The sequence below is a fragment of the Saccharopolyspora rhizosphaerae genome, from assembly GCF_003931915.1.
Lineage (GTDB): Bacteria > Actinomycetota > Actinomycetes > Mycobacteriales > Pseudonocardiaceae > Saccharopolyspora > Saccharopolyspora rhizosphaerae.
In genome coordinates this window covers 169,646-190,672 of the sequence record NZ_RSAA01000014.1, presented here as the reverse complement: position 1 = coordinate 190,672, position 21,027 = coordinate 169,646, and the positions used below count along the sequence as shown (strand labels likewise).

At 71.9% G+C, this 21,027-nt stretch carries 19 protein-coding genes, 1 pseudogene and 1 riboswitch; of the genes and pseudogenes, 13 read left to right on the top strand and 7 right to left on the bottom strand.

From position 1 onward, the window contains the following. Nucleotides 1-33: 33 nt before the first annotated feature. Nucleotides 34-303, bottom strand: a complete 270-nt coding sequence (locus EIL87_RS13945) for a DUF1876 domain-containing protein (protein ID WP_125090947.1) — start codon at nucleotides 301-303, stop codon at nucleotides 34-36. 183 nt (nucleotides 304-486) lie between these two features. Beyond that, a riboswitch (cobalamin riboswitch) is annotated at nucleotides 487-611 on the top strand. 78 nt (nucleotides 612-689) lie between these two features. On the opposite strand from EIL87_RS13945, the gene EIL87_RS13940 reads away from it, so the two are divergent. The 4 genes from EIL87_RS13940 to cobA are packed head-to-tail and all read left to right on the top strand — an operon-like array spanning nucleotide 690 to nucleotide 4,466. Then, nucleotides 690-1,745: a HoxN/HupN/NixA family nickel/cobalt transporter gene (locus tag EIL87_RS13940; RefSeq protein WP_125090946.1), complete on the top strand. Its 1,056-nt coding sequence runs from the start codon at nucleotides 690-692 to the stop codon at nucleotides 1,743-1,745. Between the two features lie 15 nt (nucleotides 1,746-1,760). Then, complete coding sequence (locus EIL87_RS13935) at nucleotides 1,761-2,372, top strand: precorrin-8X methylmutase (protein ID WP_125090945.1); 612 nt, start codon at nucleotides 1,761-1,763, stop codon at nucleotides 2,370-2,372. Further along, nucleotides 2,369-3,274: a sirohydrochlorin chelatase gene (locus tag EIL87_RS13930; RefSeq protein WP_125090944.1), complete on the top strand. Its 906-nt coding sequence runs from the start codon at nucleotides 2,369-2,371 to the stop codon at nucleotides 3,272-3,274. Before EIL87_RS13935 ends, EIL87_RS13930 begins: the two co-directional genes overlap by 4 nt. Beyond that, complete coding sequence (cobA, locus tag EIL87_RS13925) at nucleotides 3,255-4,466, top strand: uroporphyrinogen-III C-methyltransferase (protein WP_125090943.1); 1,212 nt, start codon at nucleotides 3,255-3,257, stop codon at nucleotides 4,464-4,466. Before EIL87_RS13930 ends, cobA begins: the two co-directional genes overlap by 20 nt. 1,126 nt (nucleotides 4,467-5,592) lie before the next feature. Here the strand turns inward: cobA and EIL87_RS13920 are convergent. The 3 genes from EIL87_RS13920 to EIL87_RS26835 all read right to left on the bottom strand — a co-directional run bounded on the left by EIL87_RS13920 (nucleotide 5,593) and on the right by EIL87_RS26835 (nucleotide 8,731). Then, a complete protein-coding gene (locus EIL87_RS13920) occupies nucleotides 5,593-7,086 on the bottom strand; it encodes a DEAD/DEAH box helicase (protein ID WP_125090942.1) in 1,494 nt (497 codons plus the stop codon). A gap of 455 nt (nucleotides 7,087-7,541) precedes the next feature. Continuing rightward, nucleotides 7,542-8,282, bottom strand: a complete 741-nt coding sequence (yaaA, locus tag EIL87_RS13915; protein WP_125090941.1) for a peroxide stress protein YaaA — start codon at nucleotides 8,280-8,282, stop codon at nucleotides 7,542-7,544. A 299-nt stretch (nucleotides 8,283-8,581) separates the two neighbouring features. Continuing rightward, a complete protein-coding gene (locus tag EIL87_RS26835) occupies nucleotides 8,582-8,731 on the bottom strand; it encodes a hypothetical protein (RefSeq protein WP_158628640.1) in 150 nt (49 codons plus the stop codon). Between the two features lie 232 nt (nucleotides 8,732-8,963). Between EIL87_RS26835 and EIL87_RS27710 the strand changes: the two genes are divergently transcribed. The 3 genes and pseudogenes from EIL87_RS27710 to EIL87_RS27850 form a co-directional block, all read left to right on the top strand. Continuing rightward, nucleotides 8,964-9,092: a hypothetical protein gene (locus EIL87_RS27710; RefSeq protein ID WP_267898847.1), complete on the top strand. Its 129-nt coding sequence runs from the start codon at nucleotides 8,964-8,966 to the stop codon at nucleotides 9,090-9,092. 546 nt (nucleotides 9,093-9,638) lie between these two features. Next, nucleotides 9,639-11,384 carry a proline--tRNA ligase gene (locus EIL87_RS13905; protein ID WP_125090939.1) on the top strand — a complete coding sequence of 582 codons (1,746 nt, stop codon included), beginning with the start codon at nucleotides 9,639-9,641 and terminating at the stop codon, nucleotides 11,382-11,384. A gap of 80 nt (nucleotides 11,385-11,464) precedes the next feature. Next, nucleotides 11,465-12,256, top strand: a pseudogene (locus EIL87_RS27850) (phosphatidylinositol-specific phospholipase C/glycerophosphodiester phosphodiesterase family protein); the annotation flags it as partial. Nucleotides 12,257-12,306: 50 nt separating this feature from the next. Here the strand turns inward: EIL87_RS27850 and EIL87_RS13895 are convergent. After that, nucleotides 12,307-12,717: a YjbQ family protein gene (locus EIL87_RS13895; protein ID WP_125090937.1), complete on the bottom strand. Its 411-nt coding sequence runs from the start codon at nucleotides 12,715-12,717 to the stop codon at nucleotides 12,307-12,309. A 56-nt stretch (nucleotides 12,718-12,773) separates the two neighbouring features. On the opposite strand from EIL87_RS13895, the gene EIL87_RS13890 reads away from it, so the two are divergent. Beyond that, a complete protein-coding gene (locus EIL87_RS13890) occupies nucleotides 12,774-13,799 on the top strand; it encodes an aminotransferase class V-fold PLP-dependent enzyme (RefSeq protein ID WP_125090936.1) in 1,026 nt (341 codons plus the stop codon). Nucleotides 13,800-13,860: 61 nt separating this feature from the next. Beyond that, entirely contained in the window at nucleotides 13,861-14,697 is an 837-nt protein-coding gene (locus EIL87_RS13885; protein WP_125090935.1) for a hypothetical protein, read from the top strand. 4 nt (nucleotides 14,698-14,701) lie between these two features. Here EIL87_RS13885 and EIL87_RS13880 read toward each other — a convergent pair whose 3' ends face one another. Both EIL87_RS13880 and EIL87_RS13875 read right to left on the bottom strand, forming a co-directional pair. Continuing rightward, complete coding sequence (locus tag EIL87_RS13880) at nucleotides 14,702-15,148, bottom strand: ferritin-like domain-containing protein (RefSeq protein ID WP_125090934.1); 447 nt, start codon at nucleotides 15,146-15,148, stop codon at nucleotides 14,702-14,704. Further along, entirely contained in the window at nucleotides 15,145-15,633 is a 489-nt protein-coding gene (locus EIL87_RS13875; RefSeq protein WP_125090933.1) for a hypothetical protein, read from the bottom strand. The genes EIL87_RS13880 and EIL87_RS13875 overlap by 4 nt, the downstream gene beginning before the upstream one ends. Before the next feature lie 263 nt (nucleotides 15,634-15,896). Here EIL87_RS13875 and rimP point away from each other — a divergent pair, with 263 nt between their 5' ends. The 4 genes from rimP (at nucleotide 15,897) to infB (ending at nucleotide 20,975) form a co-directional block, all read left to right on the top strand. Next, the gene (gene rimP / locus EIL87_RS13870; RefSeq protein WP_125090932.1) at nucleotides 15,897-16,454 is read left to right on the top strand and encodes a ribosome maturation factor RimP; all 558 of its coding nucleotides are present in this window, start codon (nucleotides 15,897-15,899) and stop codon (nucleotides 16,452-16,454) included. Beyond that, a complete protein-coding gene (gene nusA, locus EIL87_RS13865; RefSeq protein WP_125090931.1) occupies nucleotides 16,451-17,521 on the top strand; it encodes a transcription termination factor NusA in 1,071 nt (356 codons plus the stop codon). The genes rimP and nusA overlap by 4 nt, the downstream gene beginning before the upstream one ends. Before the next feature lie 86 nt (nucleotides 17,522-17,607). Continuing rightward, complete coding sequence (locus EIL87_RS13860) at nucleotides 17,608-17,949, top strand: YlxR family protein (protein WP_325049462.1); 342 nt, start codon at nucleotides 17,608-17,610, stop codon at nucleotides 17,947-17,949. A 92-nt stretch (nucleotides 17,950-18,041) separates the two neighbouring features. Then, nucleotides 18,042-20,975 (top strand): translation initiation factor IF-2, encoded by a 2,934-nt coding sequence (gene infB / locus EIL87_RS13855; protein WP_125090930.1) that lies wholly within the window; start codon nucleotides 18,042-18,044, stop codon nucleotides 20,973-20,975. Nucleotides 20,976-21,027: the final 52 nt, after the last annotated feature.

Below are 21,027 nucleotides of genomic sequence, written 5' to 3'. Positions count from 1 at the left end.
TGACCACCGAGTTCTCGGTGCCGGTGGTGGTCCTCAGGCAGGGAGGTGGACCCTGCGGTGGAGGCGCTCACCGATGTCGTCGGAGGCGTTGTCGAGGAGCTTGTGGCCCAGTTCGAACAACGCGCGCGCGATGGCGATCTCGTCACCGATCTGCGGCACCTCCGGGTCGTCGGGGTGCCGGCGGGCCGTGCCGTGGCCGTGGAGCGCCTGCCCGCTCGGCGTGGTGAAGCCGACGTCGGCGGTCGTCTTCGCTCCCGCCTCCACGACCTGCAAGTTCAACGTGATCGAGTGCGTCTCGTTCATGGTGCCCTCCTTGACGCAGCAACGAGCCGGAGCAACGGGCTCACCCGGGTGAGTACCCCTGGTCGGGCCCGTTGAAAGCGCCGTCCGCTGAACGGGGCACGCCGCAGATCACGCATCGTGATCGATTTCACCGGGTTTGACCTCGGACCGTAGATCAGGCAAGGATGACTGCCGCCGACAGTGCAGGAACCCGGTGCGAATCCGGGACGGTCCCGCCACTGTGACCGGGGAGTGGTCCCCACCCACCGCCACGGCTGACACCAGCTGGAAGGCAGGGGAGCCACGTCGATCCGGGAGTCAGGACACTGCGCGCCGGCCCCGTGCCGCGAACCCGCGGCGCGTGGCCACCGAACCCCGGGCGGGAGAACCCAGGAGGTCGGATTCCCATGGATCGGGATACCGAAGTGAGCCGGCACACGGCCGGCTGGGGCGCACGCGAGCGCCGGAAGTCAGCGGTCCTGCTCGCCGCCATCGGAGCCCTGCACCTCGCGGGATGGGGCGCCTACCTGCTTCACGAGCAGGCGTTCAGCGCCGCCGGAGGCCTCGCCGCCGCCGGCACCACCGCCTACTTGCTCGGCCTGCGGCACGGCTTCGACGCCGACCACGTCGCCGTGATCGACGACGCCACCCGGCTGCTGATGCAGCGCGGCAGGCGTCCGGTCTCCACGGGCATGTGGTTCGCCCTCGGGCACGCCAGCGTCGTGATGCTGCTGGCCTGCGCGGTCGCCTTCATCGCCGGACCCGCCGCGCAGCAGTGGGCCGAGCAGACCGGCGTGCGCATGGCCACCGCCGTCGACCTGGTGGTCGTCGCCGTGCTGACCACCCTCGCCGTGCTCAACGCGCTCGTGCTGCGCGACGCCTGGCGGCTGCTGCGCCGGGCCCGCCGCGGCACCGTCGACGAGGCCGAGGTCGAGCTCGTCCTCGGTCGCCGGGGTCTGCTCGCGCGGGTGCTGCGCGGGCGGATGCGCGGTGTGGCCCGCTCCTGGCACCTGTTCGGCATCGGACTGCTGTTCGGGCTCGGGATGCAGACGGCCACCGAGATCACGGTGCTCGCGATGGTGACCCCGGGCGCGGACCTCTCGGCGGTCGCCGTGCTGAGCCTGCCGCTGCTGTTCGCCGCCGGGATGTGCACCGTGGACAGCGTGGACGGCATGCTGATGTCCCGCGCCTACACCTGGTCGCTGGCCCGGCCGCTGCGGCGGCTGTGGGTGAACATCACCACCACCGCGCTCACCGTCGGGCTCGCCGCGCTCGTCGCCTTCGTCGTCCTCTGTGGACTTCTCGCGGAGTCGGGATGGGGCTTCCTCGACGGGATCGCGGCGATCGGCGACCAGTTCGAGCTGCTCGGGTACCTGACCTTGGCGCTGTTCCTGCTGGTGTGGGGCGGCGCGGCGGCGTGGTGGCGGCTCACCGCCGAACGGAAGAGCGCGGAAACGGCATAGGGGACAGCAACGACCATGAGGCGCACAGTGCACCCGATCGAGACCGAGTCCTACCGGATCATGCGGTCCCGTGCCGACTTCGACCGGTTCGAGCCGCTGACCCGGGCGGTCGTCGAACGCGTCGTGCACACCACCGCCGACCCCAGCTGGACCGGCGAGGTCGTCGCGGACGAGGCCGCGCTGCGGCAGGGCCGCGACGCCTTGCTGGCCGGTGCGCCGCTGATCACCGACGTGCGCATGGCCGCCTCCGGCATCACCGCCCGCGAAGTGCGGGTCGGCTTGGACTTCCCCGGCGTCGCCGATGCCGCCGCTTCCGAAGAGCTCACCCGCTCCGCGGCCGGGATGCGGCTCGCGGCGGCGGAGCACCCGCGCGGCGCGGTGTGGGCGATCGGCAACGCCCCCACCGCGCTCACCGAACTGCTCCGGCTCGCCGAGAACGGTGAGCTGGAACCCGCGCTGATCGTCGGAGTCCCCGTCGGCTTCGTCGGCGCCGTGGACAGCAAGGCCGCACTGCGGCGCAGCGGCCTACCGGCCGTGAGCACCCTGACCGAACGTGGTGGCGCGGCGATCGCCGCCGCCGCCATCAACGCCCTGCTCTACTGGGCAGAACCTGGAGGTAACCGGTGACCGAACCGCTGCTGGTCGTGGGCCACGGCACGGTGGACGAACGAGGTGTGGCGCAGTTCCACGCCTTCCTCGAGCGGCTGCAAGCGCGGATGGCGGCCGCTGGTGTCGACGCCTCCGGCGGTTTCATCGAGCTCTCCGCCCCCGCGGTCACCGAAGCCTGGGCCGAGCTCGCCGACAAGGGCCACCGGCGGATGGCCGCCGTGCCGCTGGTGCTCGTCGCCGCCGGGCACGGCAAGGGCGACATCCCCGCCGCGCTGGAACGCGAAGTCCGCCGCCACCCCGGGACGTCCTTCGTCTTCGGCCGCCCGCTCGGGCCGCACCCGATCCTGCTCGAGCTGCTCGCCGAGCGGATCGCCGCGGAGGTCCCGCGCGAGGAATGGGCCGACACCGCAGTGGTTCTCGTCGGCCGCGGTTCCACCGACCCCGACGCCAACGCCGAGGTGTGCAAGGTCTCACGCCTCTTGCAGGAGACCTGCGGTTTCGAGACGGTGGAAACCGCGTTCATCTCCCTGGCACCGCCGGACGTCCCTGGTGGGCTGGACCGGGCTCGCAAGCTCGGGGCGAAGCGCGTCGTGGTCGCCCCGTACTTCCTGTTCGACGGTGTGCTGCCGCAGCGCGTCGTGTCGCAGGCGCGCGAGTGGGCCCAGACCGACCCGGAGGTCGAAGTCCACGTCGCGGGGTACCTGGGAGACTGCGATGCCCTGGTGGACCTCGTCGTGGAGCGCTACCACGAGGCCCTGCACGGCGACATCCGGATGAACTGCGACACCTGCGCGTACCGGGTGCTGCTGCCGGGTTTCGAGGACAAGCTGGGCGCACCGCAGACGCCGCACCACCACCCCGACGACCCGACCGGACACGGTCACGCACACGGACACGCACATGGCCACTCCATCGGATAACCACTACCTCGCCGGGCTCGACCTCACCGGTCGCCGCGTCGTGGTGGTCGGCGCCGGCCCCGTCGCGCAGCGTCGGCTCCCCCGGCTGATCAAGGCGGGCGCCGCCGTCGAGGTGATCGCCCCGGAGGCGACGCCCGCGGTGGAGTCGCTGGCCGACTCGGGCGAGATCACCTGGAGCCGTCGCGAGTACCGCGACGGCGACCTCGACGACGCCTGGTACGCCGTCGCGGCGACCTCGTCGGACGAGGTCAACGCCGCGGTGGGGGCGGAGGCCGAGCGCCACCGGGTGTTCTGCGTCCGCTCCGACAACGCCACCGAAGGCACCGCGGTCACCCCCGCCGTCGCCGAGCACGACGGGCTGCTGCTCGGCGTGCTCGCCGGGGGCAAGCCGCGCCGCAGCGCCGGTGTCCGCGACGCGGTGCTGGAAGCGGTGCAGTCCGGCGTGATCGACGAGCACCCCGAGCCGCACGTTCCCGGCGTCGCGCTGATCGGCGGCGGTCCCGGTGCTCCCGACCTGATCACCGTCCGCGGGCGAAGGCTGCTGGCCAAGGCCGACGTGGTGCTCACCGACCACCTCGCACCGCGGGAGCTGCTGGAGGAGCTGGGGTCGCACGTCGAGGTCATCGACGTCTCGAAGATCCCCTACGGCCGCTCGGCGAGCCAGACGGTGATCAACGAGACGCTCATCGAGAAGGTCCGCGCCGGCAAGTTCGTCGCCCGTCTCAAGGGCGGTGACCCGTACCTGTTCGGGCGCGGCTTCGAAGAGCTGCTGGCCTGCGCCGAAGCCGGCGTCCCCGTGACCGTCGTGCCCGGCATCACCAGCGCCTTCTCCGCTCCGGCGATGGCCGACGTGCCGGTGACGCACCGCGGTGTGGCGCACGAGGCGGTCGTGGTCTCCGGCCACGTCGCCCCCGACGACGAGCGCTCGCTCGTGGACTGGGAGGCCCTGGCCCGGCTGCGCGGCACCCTCGTGCTGCTGATGGCGGTGCAGCGCGTCGAAGCCTTCGCCGAGGTGCTGATCAAGAACGGCCGTCCCGCCGACACGCCGGTCGCGGTCGTCCAGGAAGCGACCACCGGGTCCCAGCGGTCCGTGAAGACCACTCTCGCCCAGGTCGCCGAGGACGTCCGCACCCACGACATCAAGCCCCCGGCGGTCATCGTCATCGGCCCGGTAGCAGGCCTGAAGGACTGACACCCCTCCACGGAGGGGGCAGTCCGGCCCGGCGTGGGGCGCTCCATCGTCCCGGCCCGGTGCGGCGTGGAGCGCTCCATCGTCCCGGCCTGAGCCGGTGGGCGGAAGCTCCACCGCCGCTGCCTGGCGGTGTGCGGCGTGGTCGATCGCCTCGCTTCGCTTCGCCTCGGCAGTCGGGGTTCGCTCGGCATCCTTCGCTTTCGGATCACCTCCACGTGCGTGGAGAAGCGCGGACCGTCGGCCGGTTCACCGGCGTTCCCTGGCTCACAGCACAGCGTGCTGAAGAGAACTTCGCGCGAACTTCGACCGCGAACTCACACTCGACCTTCGCGCGAGGATCGACGGTGACGACGACGTCGTGGGCGATGTCGTCAGACCCGGCCGGGAGTGTCCGTCGGTGTGGGCGGTCGTCCGCTCGCCGTGAGAACGAAAGGCGTGCGCGGCTTTTCGCGTGCGGCACGTCTACCGCTCGAGTTCTCGGTGCGTCGGCCGGTGGCCTTGCCCCAGGAAGAGGTGTGGGCTGACCAAGCGGAGGCGTTCGGCGGGGGCCTGGTGGAGCACGATGTCGCGCGCACGTCATCAGGCCGTTCCACGACGATCACTCGGTGAGGGGCAGGGCGGTCCGGAACGCCGCACCAGGTGGGGACGGCTCGAAGTTCGCGCGAGGTTCGAAGGTCTCGGGTCCTCGTGCCCCACGGCTCACAGGCTTCGCGAGCAAAGTGCTTGTTGCTGTGGCTCCCGACCGCCCAAGGACGAGGAACACGTGGTGCTGGGCGAGCATCTCGCGCCAGACATCGGCTGGGGTGACCGGGCGGGTCCCCGGGGGCGGCGGCGATCTCGCGCGAAATGTCGTGAGGCCCGGTCACGAGCACTGCCCGGTCGTGGTCCGATGAGTCTTCTCGCCGCGGACGACAAGCGAAGGCCCGCGTGGTTTGTCGAGGACGGGCGTGTCGGGTCCTCGGGCGTCGCGCTGTTCCGGGTACACGCATGCCGCTGCGATCGGGGAGATCGGTCAGCGGCTGCGGCAGGGTCGGGCCTCGTCCATCGTCCTAAGAGGACAGACGAGCCGCAGTGCTGAACAGACCACCGCCGCGATCGAGTGGATCGCGGCGGTGGTCCGGGTGGGTCAGCGCGGGGCGTTGGAGCGGCGTGGGCGGGCATTGCCGGTACGAGCGCTGGGGGCTCCGCGGCGGTTGCGGTTCGCGCCGCCGCCGGAGCCGTTCCGGCGGGGCGGTTCGGTGCCGCGGGGAGCGCGCTGCGGGCGGTGCTCGCCGCGGGACTTCGCGGGCTTCTGCTGCTGCCGCTGCGGTGCCGCCAAGGGCGTGCCGGAGGGCTCGCGGGCGCCGGTGAGGCGGGCGAGCTCCGGGTCTTCCGGCCTGACTTCGGTCGTGATGGCCTTGACCCCGGCCTGGTTGGTCATGGCGCGGAAGGCCTGCTTCTGGTCGTCGGTCACCAGCGTGACCACCGTCCCGCTGGAACCAGCGCGTGCGGTGCGCCCGGCGCGGTGCAGGTAGTCCTTCGGGTCCGCCGGGGGCTCGACGTGCACCACGAGGCTCACGTCGTCGATGTGGATGCCGCGGGCCGCGACGTTCGTGGCCACCAACGTGCTGGTCGAGGCGCTCTTGAACTCGTCGAGGATGCGGGTGCGCGCGTTCTGCGCCTTCCCGCCGTGCAGCGCTCCGGCTTCGACACCGACCGCGCGCAACTTCTTGGCGAGCCGGTCCGCGTGGTGCTTGGTGCGCACGAACATGATCGTGCGGCCCTCACGAGCGGCGATGCGCGCCAGCACGGACTGCTTCTCGGCCGCCGACACCAGGAACTGGTGGTGCTCCATGCTGTCCACGCTCGCCGCCGGCGGCGCCAGCGAGTGCACCACGGGGTTGGTCATGTAGCGCTCGACGAGCTTGTCCACGTCCCCGTCGAGAGTGGCGGAGAACAGCAGCCGCTGCCCGTCGGAGGGCACGTGGTCCAGGATTTCCCGGACCTGCGGCAGGAAGCCCATGTCGGCCATCTGGTCGGCCTCGTCGAGCGCGGTCCGCTCCACTTCGGACAGATCGCAGGTGCCCTGCCGGAGGTGGTCGTTGAGCCGGCCGGGAGTGGCCACCAGGACGTCCACGCCGCGGCGCAGCGTGTCGACCTGCCGGTTGAACGACGTGCCGCCGACGACCTCGCGGACGTACAGGCCGACGGCCTTGGCCAGCGGTTTGAGCGAGTCGGTGACCTGCGTGGCCAGTTCGCGGGTGGGCACCAGCACCAGGCTGCGCGGGCGCACCGGGCGGGCGTTCCCGCTCTGCAGGGCCAGCAGCGGCAGGCCGAAGGCCAGCGTCTTGCCGGATCCCGTCTGACCGCGGCCGAGCACGTCGCGCCCGGTCAGCGCGTCCGGGATCGTCGCGGCCTGGATCGGGAAGGCCTCGCGCAGCCCGCCGTCGTGCAGGGCACGCACCAGGCGCTCAGGAAGGCCGAGGTCGGCGAACGGCGCCGGGTCCACGGCGGTCACGCCGACCTCGTCGAACAGGCTGCGCTTCGCCGGTTTGGCGTTGACCGCTCCCGACTGCGGACGGCGGCGACGCGGCCGACCTGACTGGCTGCGGCGTGCGGGTGTGGCGGAAGAAGATGGCACTCAGAGCACTCCCCGGAGGTAGGCACGTCACGGGGAGAGCTTCGCGGGTCTTCCCGCGGGCGATCACGAGGACGAGCCCGGCGCGGTACTGCGCCGATGGGTGGGCGACAGCGGCGGACGCCGCTCGCATGCGGCCGATCTGCGGCCGCGGACCCGTGAAGTCTACCTGATCAACCCGGCCCCCGTCTCACGGCGTTCGCGGGTCAGGACACCCAGCCCGGACACCTCCGCTTCGGCGGCCGGAGGTTCGTCGGTTCTTCGGAGGAGGGCAGCGTTTTCGCCGCTGCGGAAGCGGAACCGGCGCGCCTGTTGCGTGCGTCACGTCTCGGTTCTGCGCGTGGGCCCCGGAAGAGCTCGTCCTTCGCCGGAGCGGCGATCTCAGCGCACGCGACGAGCGTGCGCGATCCCCGCTGCACGTCGACGGCCGGTTCCGGTCTCCGTGCGCGACCGGCTCCTCACCGCACCACGACGCACAGCGCGCGGTCGGCTTCGCGTTCCACGTCCAAGCCCGCGTCAGCGGCGACGTCCAGGACGTCCTCGACGCTCGCCGGTTCTTCCGGAGCCGAGGCCAGGGCGCGCGCCAGACGACCCTTGTGCGACTTGTTGTGGTGGCTGACGACCTTGCGCTTGCCCGAGGCGTCCTCCGACAGCACGCGCACCGACACGGCACCCGGCACCTTGGCCAGCGCCGCGTACGCGCCCGAGCGGAGGTCGACGACGAGGTCGTCCGCCTCGGCCAGGGCCGGTTCCAGCACCGGGCGCCAGACGCTGCGGAGCGTGCCGAAGCCGGGCAGCGAACCGCCGCCGGAGAGCCGGTAAGCGGGGATCGAGTCGGTCCCGCGCACCAGGCCGAACAGCGCCGAGGCCACCGCCAGTCGCGCATCCGCCTGCTTGCGCTCGGCCGGCTCCAGCGAGCCGACGTCCAGGGCGTCGTAGAGCACGCCGGTGTAGCGCTCCAGCGCGGGCCGCGTGGGCGCCGACCACAGCTGCGCGTTGCGCTGCACCTCCTCGACCTGCCGCTCGGAGAGCCCCAGCACGTCGAGGCTCTTCGGCACATCGGTGGCCAAAGTGGACAGAGCGTCGACGAGCTCGTGGCGAGTCCCGTTCAGCTCGGGGTGGGACATCCGGGTCAGCCCCAGCGGAGCGCCGTCCCCACCAGCAGCCTTGGTCTCCGACGGAGGAAGCAGAACCAACACGCCCACCAGGGTAAGCGGTCTCGCGGCCACCCTGGTCGGCCTCCCAGCGCTGCTGCGACTTCGGCGCCCGCCCCTCCGCGTGGTTGCGGAGCCGGTCGTCGGTCACGACCACTACGGTCCACTCCCACGCCCGGAGCCGCTCGACCGCGACCTCCGCTTCCGAGGTCCAGGCAGGCGACGAACCGATCATCGTCGCAGACCTCCCGCTGCGGGGCGGGATGCCTTCCGCGCACGCGAACTCGACCGGAGGATGCCCGCTCGTCGAGGTAGCGGAGCCGCCGCCGCGCGGGATGCCGTCGTCAGCGCGGGACGAGGAAGTCCACGATCTCGTCCACCGTGATCGCTCCCGCGTGCAGCAGGGCATCGCACCGGGCGACCGCCTGCGTGGTGGACCGCTGCTCGAGCAGGTCGGAGGTGGTGCGGGCGAGACCCGGCGACGCCCACCCCACACCACGGCGAGTGCTCGCGCTCCGCGATGCGCACCGCGGAGCAGCGCAGGCCCTTCCTGCGCATCACGAGGCCGGGAGTCGGCACGATCACCTCGACCGGGTTGGGCCGACGCCGGCGAGCTCCACGCCGCGGCGTGGCGGCTGATCTGCCGGTGGTGACCGCCCCGTCGGGGACGGTCGCCGCGGCAGCCGCGCACTTCAGCGCGTGGGTGCGGGCGGTGGTGGCCAGCGCGTGGACGCCGTGGAAGACGCGGAGGAAGCGGAGGAAGCGGGCGTGGACCTGCTCGTCGGGAAGCCCCCGCGTCCCTCGGACCGGAGGACGGTGATCGGCACCTCGTCGAGGGCGCGGGGACGTCGTTGAGGCGCATGTCGAGCCTCCTCCTGAGGTGCACCGGCGGGCCGTTCCGCCCCGAAGTTCCCCGAAGGTGTGAACTTCCACGTCTCGTTTTGGCGGGGGTTCCGGCCGGAACACCCGGTCATCCGCCCACCGATCACCGGTTTCCCGGGTTGCCCGGAAACGCACGGTCATCGGGTTCCGGAGGACCGCGGGGATCCGGTGCTTGACCACCGGGGTGATCAGCGGTCCTCGGAGAGCCGGGATGGGGAGAGGACGGGCGCGTGAAGTGGGCCGCGAAGGCGGGTGGCGGGGAAGGGGACGCAGAGGCGGATCGGGACGGTGTCGGCGTGCGGTGGCTGACCGGGGTGGAGGGCGTGGGTGGGTCGCCGCCCGGGGTGGCGGGCTGCTGGACTCCCGGGCGCACGGGCGAGGCCGGTTTTCGTTTGACCTGGTTGTTCGGGGTGCGGGAACATCGAGGCTCCGCGTGAGCTGCGACCGCGCAGCACCGCGAGTCGGGGTGGTCGATACCCTTCCTGTATTCCCATCGGGCCGAACGAGGAGCCAGTAGCCGTGATCACGAGGATGTCGACGTTGTTCCTGCGTACGCTGCGCGAGGATCCGGCCGACGCCGAGGTGCCGAGCCACAAGCTGCTCGTGCGGGCCGGTTACGTGCGGCGCGTCGCGCCCGGCATCTACTCGTGGCTGCCGCTGGGCCTGCGCGTGCTGCGGCGCGTCGAGGAGGTCGTGCGTCAGGAGATGGCCGCGATCGGCGCGCAGGAGATCCACTTCCCCGCGCTGCTGCCCAAGGAGCCCTACGAGGCGACCAACCGCTGGACCGAGTACGGCCCGAACCTGTTCCGACTCAAGGACCGCAAGAACGCCGACTACCTCCTCGGGCCCACCCACGAGGAGCTGTTCACGCTCACGGTCAAGGGCGAGTACAGCTCCTACAAGGACTACCCGGTCATGCTGTACCAGATCCAGACCAAGTACCGGGACGAGGAGCGGCCCCGCGCGGGCATCCTGCGCGGGCGCGAGTTCGTGATGAAGGACTCCTACTCCTTCGACCTCGACGACGAGGGCCTGTCGGAGTCCTACCAGCGCCACCGCGAGGCCTACGTCAAGCTCTTCGACCGCGTGGGCCTGCGCTACGTGATCGTGGCCGCGACCTCGGGTGCGATGGGCGGCTCGGCCTCCGAGGAGTTCCTGGCCGAGAGCGAGACCGGTGAGGACACGTTCGTCCGCAGCACCGGTTCCGACTACGCGGCGAACGTGGAAGCCGTGATCACCCCCGCGCCGCCGGCCGAGTCCGTCGAGGACAAGCCGGCCGCCGAGGTGCACCACACGCCGGGCACGCCGACCATCGAGACGTTGGTCGACTTCCTCAACGCCAACACCGACCGCAAGTTCACCGCAGCCGACACGCTGAAGAACGTGCTGGTCAAGACCCGCCGCCCGGGCGAGCAGGAGTGGGAGCTGCTGGGCATCGGCGTCCCCGGCGACCGCGAGGTCGACGTGAAGCGCCTCGAAGCCTCGCTGGAGCCGGCCGAGGTCGCGCTGCTGGAGGAGTCGGACTTCGCCGCCAACCCGTTCCTGGTCAAGGGCTACATCGGCCCGAAGTCGCTGCAGGACAACGGTGTTCGCTACCTGGTCGACCCCCGCGTGGTCACCGGCACCGCCTGGGTGACCGGTGCGGACAAGACCGACCACCACGTGGTGGACCTGGTCTGCGGCCGCGACTTCACCCCGGACGGCACCATCGAGGCCGCCGAGGTCCGCGAGGGCGACCCCTCGCCCGACGGCCACGGCACGCTGGTGGCCGCGCGCGGCATCGAGATCGGCCACATCTTCCAGCTGGGCCGCAAGTACTCCGACGCGTTCGGCCTGGACGCGCTCGGCCAGGACGGCAAGCCCAAGCGGATCACCATGGGCTCCTACGGCGTGGGCGTCTCGCGCTTGGTCGGGGCGATCGCCGAGCAGAACCACGACGACATGGGTCTGGCGTGGCCGCGCGAGGTCGCCCCGGCCGACGTGCACGTGGTCATCGCGGGCAAGGACGAGACCGTCCGCAACCGCGCCGAGGAGATGGCCGCCGAGCTCGACGCGGCCGGTGTGCAGGTGGTCCTGGACGACCGCACCGTGTCGCCGGGCGTGAAGTTCGCCGACGCCGAGCTGGTCGGCATCCCGACGATCTTGGTGGTCGGCAAGGGCCTGGCCAACGGCGTCGTCGAGGTCCGCGACCGCGTCTCCGGTGAGCGCGCCGAGGTCGCCGCCGACGAGGCGGTCTCCCACCTGGTCGGTGTCGTGCGTGGCTGAATCACGTCACCGCACGCCCTGACCAGGGCCGTCGCACTAGCCTCCGGTGATGATCGACTGATCACACCGGAGGCTTCGTCATGCGGTCCCTCACGCGCTCGCTGCTCCCCGCGCTCGCCGCGCTCACCCTGATCGCGCCCGGGGCCTCGGCCGCCGGAGCGGTCGACGTCCCACCGCTGGACCAGGCGCACGCGCACAACGACTACCTGCACGCACGACCGCTGCTGGACGCGCTGGACCACGGGTTCACCAGCGTCGAAGCCGACGTATACCCGCTCGGCGACGCGCTGCTGGTCGGCCACGACCCGTTCCAGCTCCGCCCCGACCGGACCGTCGAGTCGCTGTACCTGGACCCGCTGCTGGAGCGGATCGACGACGGCGGCGGCAGCGTCTACCCGGGCCACGACGTCCACTTCCAGCTGCTGGTCGACTTCAAGACCTTCGGCGAGGACGGGTACCGGCGCCTCGACGCGGTCATGCGCGACGAGAAGTACGCCGGGCTGTTCACGCACTACGACAACGGCACCGTCACCGAGGGCCCGGTCACCGTGGTGCTCTCCGGGGAGAAGCCGACCGAGCTGGTCGAGGGCCAGACCGACCGCTACGCCTTCCTCGACGGCAGCACCGGCGGGTCGATCGGGGCCGACCCGGCCGTCGTGCCGCTGGTGTCCGACGACTGGACCGAGGTGTTCTCCTGGGACGGCTCCGGCGACATGCCCGCCGAGGAGCGCGCCGAGCTGCAGCGGATCATCGACGACGCGCACGCCGCGGGCCAGCGGGTGCGGTTCTGGGCCACACCCGACGACCCGGGAGCCGAACGCGAGGCCGTGTGGACCGCGCTGGCGGAGGTCGGCGTCGACCACATCAACACCGACGACCTGGCCGGGCTGCAGGAGTTCCTGAGCCGGTCGGTCTCGGCCGGTCAGCCGGCCAGGAAGCTCAGCCGCACCTTCCGGACCGGGTTGTCGACGTTGGTGTCCACCAGGCACACCGACTGCCAGGTGCCCAGCTCCATCTGCCCGCCCAGCACCGGGATCGTCGCGTAGGGCGGCACGAACGCCGGCATCACGTGGTCGCGGCCGTGGCCCGGGGAGCCGTGGCGGTGCTGCCACCGGTCGTCGCCGGGCAGGAGCTCCCGCAGCGCGGCGAGCAGGTCGTCGTCGCTGCCCGCGCCGGTCTCGATGATCGCCAGCCCCGCCGTCGCGTGCGGCACCCACACGTTGAGCAGCCCGTCGCCGGCACCTGCCGAGCGCAGGAAGCGGTGGCACTCGTCGCGCAGGTCGCGGACGACCTCGCGGCTGCCGGTGCGGACCTCGATCTCTTCGCTGTGCATGCTCCAACCGTATGCAGAGATCACCGCAGCGGCCCGATCGGTGCGAGGATGAGGCCATGCGGAAGGCCTTCGACGCGGTTTTCGACGTTCCCGACGGGTACCTCAACACGGCCAGCATCGGCATCCCGCCGACCGAGACCTCCCGGAAGGTCGCCGAAGCAGTGGAGCGCTGGGGCCGCGGCCAGGACCGGCCCGGCGACTTCGACGAGGCCGTCGCCACCGCCCGGGACGCCTTCGCCCGGCTCGTCGGCGTTCCCACCGACCGGGTCGCCGTCGGTGCCAGCGCGTCCCAGGTGATCGGCCTGGTCGCCGCCAGCACGCCCGACGGGTCGCGGGTGCTGGTGGCCCGCGATGACTTCACCAGCGTGCTGTTCCCGTTCGCCGCGCAAGCCGGGCGGGGTGTCACCGTGACCGAGGTCGACCTGGACGAGATCGGTCGTCGCGCAGCGGAGTTCGACGTCGTCGCGGTCAGCGCCGTGCAGTCCAAGGACGGCCGCACCGCCGACTTCGAGGCCCTGCAGCGCGCCAGGAACGAGCACGGCACCCGCGTGCTGCTCGACGTCACGCAGGCCGCCGGCTGGATGCCGCTGAGCCTGGACTGGGCGGACTGGGTCGCCGCGGCCGGCTACAAGTGGCTCATGGCTCCGCGCGGCTCGGCGTGGCTGGCCGTCCACCCCGACGCACCGCGACCGGTCGCGCACAGCGCCAACTGGTACGCGGCCGAGGACCCGTGGGAGGCCACGTACGGCCTTCCCCTGCGGCTGGCCGAGGGGGCTCGTGGCCTCGACCTCTCCCCGGTGTGGCTGGCGCAGGTCGGCGCGGCCGCGTCGATGGAGTGGCTGGCCCGGCTGGACCGCGAGGAGGTCGCCGCGCACTGCCGCGGGCTCGCCGACGGGTTCCGGGCCGAGCTCGGGCTGCCGCCCGCCGGTTCGGCGATCGTGTCCCTGGCCAGGCCGGACGCGGTGGCGGCGCTCACCGACGCCGGTGTCGCCTGCGCCAGCCGGGGCGGGCAGACCAGGGTGTCGTTCCACCTCTACAACACCGAAGACGACGTCGAACGGGCGGTGCGTGCGCTGCTCTGATCAGCGCAACAGGGCATCGGGCTGTTCGTCCCGCCCGGCGCAACCGCTACCGTAGGCACTCGTGTCAGACCGACAGGGTGTCCCCGAAGACGTGACGGGAGCACAAGGCAACACGCAGCGTGAGACCACTCCGCTGCGGCGGGACAACGCCTACATCAGGCAGGACCGCCAGGTGGCCGCACCGACCCCGGACCACGCCACACGACCGGTGATCACGCATTCACCGACGCCGCAGCAGCCTCACCAGGGGCCGCAGCAGTCCTACCCGGGTACCAGCAGGCAGCCCGCGCCGCCGCCCCCGCCACCGCAGGCGAGGCGGCAGGGCGTCACGCCGGTGGGCTGGGCGTTGCGCGGGCTCGTGCTGGTGCTGATCGCCGTCGTGTCCGGTCTGATCTGGAGCGCGATCAAGCCCGACGACGAGGCCGCCGCTCCGCCACCCCCGAAGCTGCGCTACGACTTCACCCTGGTCCGCAAGGAAGAGGCCTTCCAGGGCTGCAAGAACGTGTCGGACGACGACATCCAGAAGTTCTTCGGCAAGCAGGAGTGCGACCACCTCACCCGCGCCCTCTACACCACGACGCTGCCCGACGGGCGCCGCGTGCTCACCTCGGTGATCACCGTGCTCATGCCCACGCCGCAGGTCGCGACCCAGCTCAACGCGCTGACCACCAAGGACGGCACCGGCAACATCCGGGACCTGGTGGAGGACGAGCGCGACGGCACCAAGGGCATGCCCTCGCTCAACGACGCCGCCTACGCCTCGGCGCGGCAGGACCGGCTGGTCGTCATCGGGGACTCGGCGTTCTACGGCAAGTCCTCGAAGAAGGACCCGGCGCTCAGCGACGTCACCAACGAGGCGCTCAAGCTGGGCTGGCCGCAGGACCAGGCCCCGAAGTGAGCGCTCAGGAGCGCTGACCGGGCAGGTGCTCCACGGCGGGCTGGCGGCCCAGCGTCAGCCGCCAGCGGGTGGCGCGGGTCGCCGCGGTCGTGAGGCCGTCCAGCGCGGTGCGGCGCAGCCCCCGGTCCTCGGTGGTGTCCAGCACCGCGCGCCAGCCGACCTCGCAGTCCCGCTCGGCGGTGATCAGCAGCTCGATCGCGGCGGACTGGTTCGCCACCGGGCCGACGTCGTAGGCCGGTTGAGCCGGGGTCGGGGTCAGGTCCGCCTGCCGCATCGCCTGCTCGGCGGTGTCGCGCAGCCGGCGGTGCTGCTCGAGGGCCTCGTCCACGGCGCTGCGCACGCGGGCCTCACCGGCGAAGGCGCCGGCCAGGCCGTACACCCACAGCGCCGCGTGCTCGGCACCCAGCGCGTCACCGAGCGCCGCGGCGACCTGCTCGGAGAACTCGCTCATCCCAGGACCTCCAGAAGACTCGCGCAGCCGGCCGACACCGAGGCCACCAGGCCCGCGCGGTGGGCGGGCAGCCGGGCGACGAGCTCCGCCGACTGCTGCTGTCCCCGTCGCACCGCCGTGCGGAGCGCGTCGGCGGCGGCGTTGGCGGAGGGCGGCGCCTTCCGCGGGGCGGGGTCGGGCACCGACGGCGGGTCCTCGGGATCGCGCGGCGCGACCCGGTCGATCTCCCGCTGCAACGCCTTGGCGTGCGCGGTCCGCGCGGCGGCCAGCTCCCGGGCGGTCTCGGCCAGCCCGGAGTGCGTTCGCGCGATCGCGTTCGCCAGCGCGGCGTCGGCCTTCGCGGCGGTGGCCAGGGGCAGCAGCTGATCGGGCTCCTCGGGCTCGCCACCGCACGCGGCCAGCACGGCGACCGCGGGCGCGGCGGCGAACAACCGCAACGCGCGCCGACGTCTCAGGACCGGCAGGGATGCGCGGGAGGGTTCCACGGCGACCTATCCTGCCAGGCACCGCGATCACCGCCCGCACCCTGGGTGCCACCGGTCAAGTGGTCAGAGCGGTGCTCCGTTCGGGTCTCGGCAATCCGCCGATCGTAGGGGTCCCGCGTCGCGCTCGGGCGCGGACGGACGCGATACCCTGGGCGACTGCGGCCGGGATCATCGGACGTGGGCGCGTCGCGCCCGCGGTCGACCCGGGTCGCACCGCATGAGGTCTGGAACCAGACCACGAACCGAAACCTAGGAGTGCCAACGTGTCCAGCCCGCCGCGTGGTGAGATCACCGCGCAGCTGGAGCCCGTCGTCTCCGAGGCCGTCGCCGAGAAGGGCTTCGACCTCGAGGGACTCGACGTGCAGCAGGCCGGTCGTCGCCGGCTGGTCAAGGTCGTCATCGACTCCGACAACGGTGTCGGCCTCGACGACATCACCGAGGTGAGCCGCTCGGTCGCCAAGGTCCTGGACGCGCACGAGCACGTGCTGGCCGGTTCGTACACGCTGGAGGTCACCTCGCCCGGCGTGGACCGGCCCCTGACCAAGCCGCGACACTGGAAGCGAGCTCGCCACCGGTTGGTCAAGATCCGGCTGACCGGCGGCGAGCAGCTGGTGGCGCGGGTCGGCAACGCGGATGATGAGGGCGTGCAGGTGCTGGTCGGCGCCGAGCTCCGCCAGGTGGCCTACCGTGATGTGGAGCGCGCGGTGGTCGAGGTGGAGTTCCAGCAGCCACCGGCTGAGGAGCTGCGCAAGCTGGAGCGGGCTGCGAGCGGCGTTTCCCAGCAGGGGGACGACCGGGAAGACACGGAGGAGTCGAGGTGAACGTCGACATCGCGGCGCTGCGGGCGATCGAACGCGACAAGGACATCCCGTTCGAGACGGTCCTGGAAGCGATCGAATCGGCACTGCTCACCGCATACCGTCACACCGAGGGGCACCAGCCGCACGCGCGGGTGGAGGTCGACCGCAAGACCGGCATCGTGCGCGTCATCGCGCACTCCCTCAACGCCGACGGCAGCGTTTCGGAGGAGTGGGACGACACCCCGGAGGGCTTCGGGCGGATCGCGGCGACGACCGCGCGGCAGGTCATCCTGCAGCGGTTGCGCGACGCGGAGCACGAGCGCACCTTCGGCGAGTTCGCCGCCAAGGAAGGCGAGATCATCGGCGGCGTGATCCAGCGCGACGCCCGCGCCAACTCGCGCGGCATGGTCATCGTGCAGATCGGTGACAGCGAGGGCGTCATCCCGGGCGCCGAGCAGGTGCCCGGCGAGAACTACGAGCACGGCACGCGGATCAAGTGCTACGTCTACGGCGTGGCGCGCAGCGCGCGCGGCCCGCAGATCTCGCTGTCGCGCACCCACCCGAACCTGGTCCGCCGGCTGTTCGCGCTGGAGGTCCCGGAGATCGCCGACGGCACCGTCGAGATCCCGGCCGTGGCCCGCGAGGCCGGACACCGGTCCAAGATCGCGGTGCGGTCCACGGTCAGCGGCGTCAACGCCAAGGGCGCCTGCATCGGCCCGATGGGCGCGCGGGTGCGCAACGTGATGAGCGAGCTGGGCGGCGAGAAGATCGACATCATCGACTACTCGGACGACCCCACGACCTTCGTCGGCAACGCGCTCTCGCCCGCCAAGGTCGTCTCGGTCGAGGTCGTCGACGAGCGCACCAAGACCGCGCGGGTGATCGTGCCGGACTTCCAGCTGTCGCTGGCGATCGGCAAGGAAGGCCAGAACGCGCGGCTGGCGGCCCGGCTGACCGGCTGGCGGATCGACATCCGCAGCGATGCGGACCCGTCGTCGCCGACGACCACGAGCGGTCACGCCCCCGTGCAGCCGGCCGGCCCGGACCCGGCGGTTGAGGGACTGCCCACGGTGGGTTCGGCCGAGTGACGCCCACGGGTTAGAATCGTCAATCGAGGCTCGACGCGAGGGAGCGATCAATCCACACGAGTGCACCCGGGAATGGCGGACGCCATGTGCCCGTTCGTACCTGTGTGGGCTGTCGTGCTCGGACGTCGGCCGGTGAGCTGCTACGTGTGGTGGCTGAGGTCGGTGGACCGGGACCCCTCGTGGTTCCCGATCCGAGGCATCGGCGACCGGGTCGGGGAGCCTGGCTGCACCCTGATCCGGCTTGCCTCCGCCTGGCCGAGCGGCGCCGGGCGTTTCCGCGGGCACTTCGAGTGCCGGGATCTCTCGACACCTCAGCCGTGCAACACCACTTGAGTGCCGGGCAACCGCGCTCGGCGGCTCAGGACACGACCGACGCGGGATCCGTCCCGCGCCAGGCAACCGAAGGAAAGCAGGTCGACCCGTCATGAATCAGCCGTGAAGCTGAAGCCATGAACGCGCATCGGCGATAGGACGAGGTCGAGCGGGACTGCCGCCCGGCCTCACCCAGATGAGGAGAGCAGTGGCAGGCAAGGCCCGCGTGCATGAGCTCGCGAAAGAGCTCGGTGTTACCAGCAAGGAAGTACTGAACAAGCTCGCCGAGCAGGGCGAGTACGTCAAGTCGGCGTCCTCCACCGTGGAAGCCCCGGTGGCACGTCGGCTGCGCGACGCGTACGCCAAGTCGTCGAAGAAGAGCGGCGACAACGGCAAGCCCGCTCAGAGCGAGCCCAAGGCCGCGAGCGCCGGTGAGTCGGCGCCCAAGCCCGGCCCCAAGCCCGGCCCGCGCACCGAGGCGCCCAAGCCCGGTCCGAAGCCGGGTCCGAAACCAACCCCTACGCCCGAACCGGCCGAGCAGGCCCCGGCCGCCCAGGCCGAGCCGAAGGCCGAGGCTCCGAAGGTCGACGAGCCGAAGTTCGAGCAGCCCAAGGCGGACAAGCCGAAGCCCGGCCCCAAGCCGGGTCCCAAGCCCGGCCCGAAGCCGGGTGGCGACGGCGACGCCGCTCCGCGCCCGAAGTCGCCCAAGCCGGGTCCGAAACCCCCGCGCGTCGGCAACAACCCGTTCGGCGTCGGCCAGGGTGCTCCGCAGCAGCGCCCGGGTCGTCCCGGCCCGGGTCCGCGCCAGGACCGCGGTGGCCAGCAGGGCCCCGGTCGCGGTCGTGACGACCAGCGCCGCGGTGGCGGTCAGGGTGCCGGCACCGCTCCCGCCGGGGGCGGCAACGCCCCGCGCGGCGAAGGCGGCGGTGGCGGCGGCTCGCGCCCGAACCCGGGCATGATGCCGCCGCGGCCGAACCCCGGCATGATGCCGCCGCGCCCGGCGCGCAGCGGTGGCGGTCCCGGTGGCGGCGGTCGCGGTCGGGGCGGCCCCGGCGGCGGTGGCGGCGGTCGTCCCGGTGGCGGCGGTCGTCCCGGTGGCGGCGGCGGTGGCTTCCGCCCCGGCGGTGGCGGCCCTCCGGGTGGAGCTCCGGCCGGCGGTGGCTTCCGCGGTCGTCCGGGCGGCGGTGGCCGTCCCGGCGGTCCCGGTGGTCGTGGCGGCACGGCCGGTGCCTTCGGTCGCCCCGGCGGTCCCGCGAAGCGCGGTCGCAAGTCGAAGCGGCAGAAGCGCCAGGAGTACATGGAGAACATGCAGGCGCCGTCGGTCGGCGGCGTCCGCCTCCCGCGCGGCAACGGGGAGACCCTCCGCCTGCGCCGCGGCGCTTCGCTGACCGACTTCGCCGAGAAGATCAACGCCAACCCGGCTTCGCTGGTGCAGGCGATGTTCCACCTCGGTGAGATGGTGACCGCGACCCAGTCCGTCTCCGACGAGATCCTCGAGCTCCTCGGCCAGGAGATGAACTACAAGGTCGAGATGGTCTCGCCGGAGGACGAGGACCGGGAGCTGCTGGAGTCGTTCGACATCAGCTACGGCGACCCGGGCTCCTCCGACGAGGAACTGGCCGCCCGTCCGCCGGTCGTGACCGTCATGGGTCACGTCGACCACGGCAAGACGCGGCTGCTGGACACCATCCGGAAGGCGAACGTGCAGGCCGGCGAGGCCGGAGGCATCACCCAGCACATCGGTGCCTACCAGGTCGTGACCGAGCTGGAGGGCGCCGAGCGGCCCGTCACCTTCATCGACACCCCTGGTCACGAGGCGTTCACCGCCATGCGTGCCCGCGGTGCGAAGTCGACGGACATCGCCGTGCTCGTCGTCGCCGCCGACGACGGCGTCATGCCGCAGACGGTCGAGGCGATCAACCACGCCCAGGCCGCCGGTGTGCCGATCGTGGTCGCGGTCAACAAGATCGACGTCGAGGGTGCGAACCCGGACAAGATCCGCCAGCAGCTGACCGAGTACAACCTGATCGCGGAGGAGTACGGCGGCGACACGATGTTCGTCGAGATCTCCGCGAAGCAGGGCACCAACATCGAAGGTCTGCTCGAGGCGATCCTGCTGACCGCCGACGCGTCGCTGGACCTGCGGGCCAACCCGAACATGTCGGCCCAGGGCGTCGCGATCGAGGCGCACCTGGACCGCGGTCGCGGCCCGGTGGCCACGGTGCTCGTGCAGCGGGGCACGCTGCGCGTGGGTGACTCGGTGGTCGCCGGTGACGCCTACGGCCGCGTCCGCCGCATGATCAACGAGAACGACGAGGACGTCACCGAGGCGCTGCCGTCCCGTCCGGTGCAGGTCATCGGCTTCACGTCGGTGCCCGGTGCCGGTGACTCCTTCCTGGTGGTCGACGAGGACCGGGTCGCCCGGCAGATCGCCGACCGCCGAGGGGCCCGCATCCGCGAGGCGCAGAACGCCGCCAAGCGCAAGCGGGTCAGCCTGGAGGACCTGGACAAGGTGCTCAAGGAGACCAACCAGCTGAACCTGATCATCAAGGGTGACAACTCGGGTACCGTCGAGGCCCTCGAGGAGTCCCTGACGAAGATCGAGGTCGGCGACGAGGTCGAGCTCCGGGTGATCCACCGCGGCGTCGGTGGCATCAACGAGTCGGACATCAACCTCGCCACCGCGGAGAACACCATCGTCCTGGGCTTCAACGTCCGGGCCGAGGGCAAGGCGGCCGAGGTCGCCAACCGCGAGGGCGTCGAGATCCGGTACTACTCGGTGATCTACCGCGCCATCGAGGACATCGAGCAGGCCCTCAAGGGCATGCTCAAGCCCGAGTTCGAGGAGGTCGAGCTCGGCCGGGCGGAGATCCGCGAGGTCTTCAAGTCCTCGAAGGTCGGCACGATCGCCGGTTGCATGGTCACCGAGGGCATCGTCAAGCGGAACGCGAAGGCGCGCCTGCTGCGGGACAACGTGGTGGTCGCCGAGAACCTCAGCATCAACTCGCTGAAGCGGTTCAAGGACGACGCCACCGAGGTCCGCGACGGCTTCGAGTGCGGTCTGACCCTGGGGTCGTACAACGACCTCAAGGTCGGCGACATCATCGAGCCGTACGAGATGCGCGAGAAGCCTCGCGTGTGACGTGGACCTGCGCAGGGGGCCCGGACCGGGCCCCCTGCGCAGGTACGGCGGG

What these genes read in the sequence shown, in the direction of transcription:
- EIL87_RS13945 (WP_125090947.1), bottom strand. Translation starts at nt 303, where the DNA reads ATGAACGAGACGCACTCGATCACGTTGAACTTGCAGGTCGTGGAGGCG.
- EIL87_RS13940 (WP_125090946.1), top strand. Translation starts at nt 690, where the DNA reads ATGGATCGGGATACCGAAGTGAGCCGGCACACGGCCGGCTGGGGCGCA.
- EIL87_RS13935 (WP_125090945.1), top strand. Translation starts at nt 1,761, where the DNA reads ATGAGGCGCACAGTGCACCCGATCGAGACCGAGTCCTACCGGATCATG.
- cobA (WP_125090943.1), top strand. Translation starts at nt 3,255, where the DNA reads ATGGCCACTCCATCGGATAACCACTACCTCGCCGGGCTCGACCTCACC.
- EIL87_RS13895 (WP_125090937.1), bottom strand. Translation starts at nt 12,717, where the DNA reads ATGCACAGCGAAGAGATCGAGGTCCGCACCGGCAGCCGCGAGGTCGTC.
- EIL87_RS13890 (WP_125090936.1), top strand. Translation starts at nt 12,774, where the DNA reads ATGCGGAAGGCCTTCGACGCGGTTTTCGACGTTCCCGACGGGTACCTC.
- EIL87_RS13880 (WP_125090934.1), bottom strand. Translation starts at nt 15,148, where the DNA reads ATGAGCGAGTTCTCCGAGCAGGTCGCCGCGGCGCTCGGTGACGCGCTG.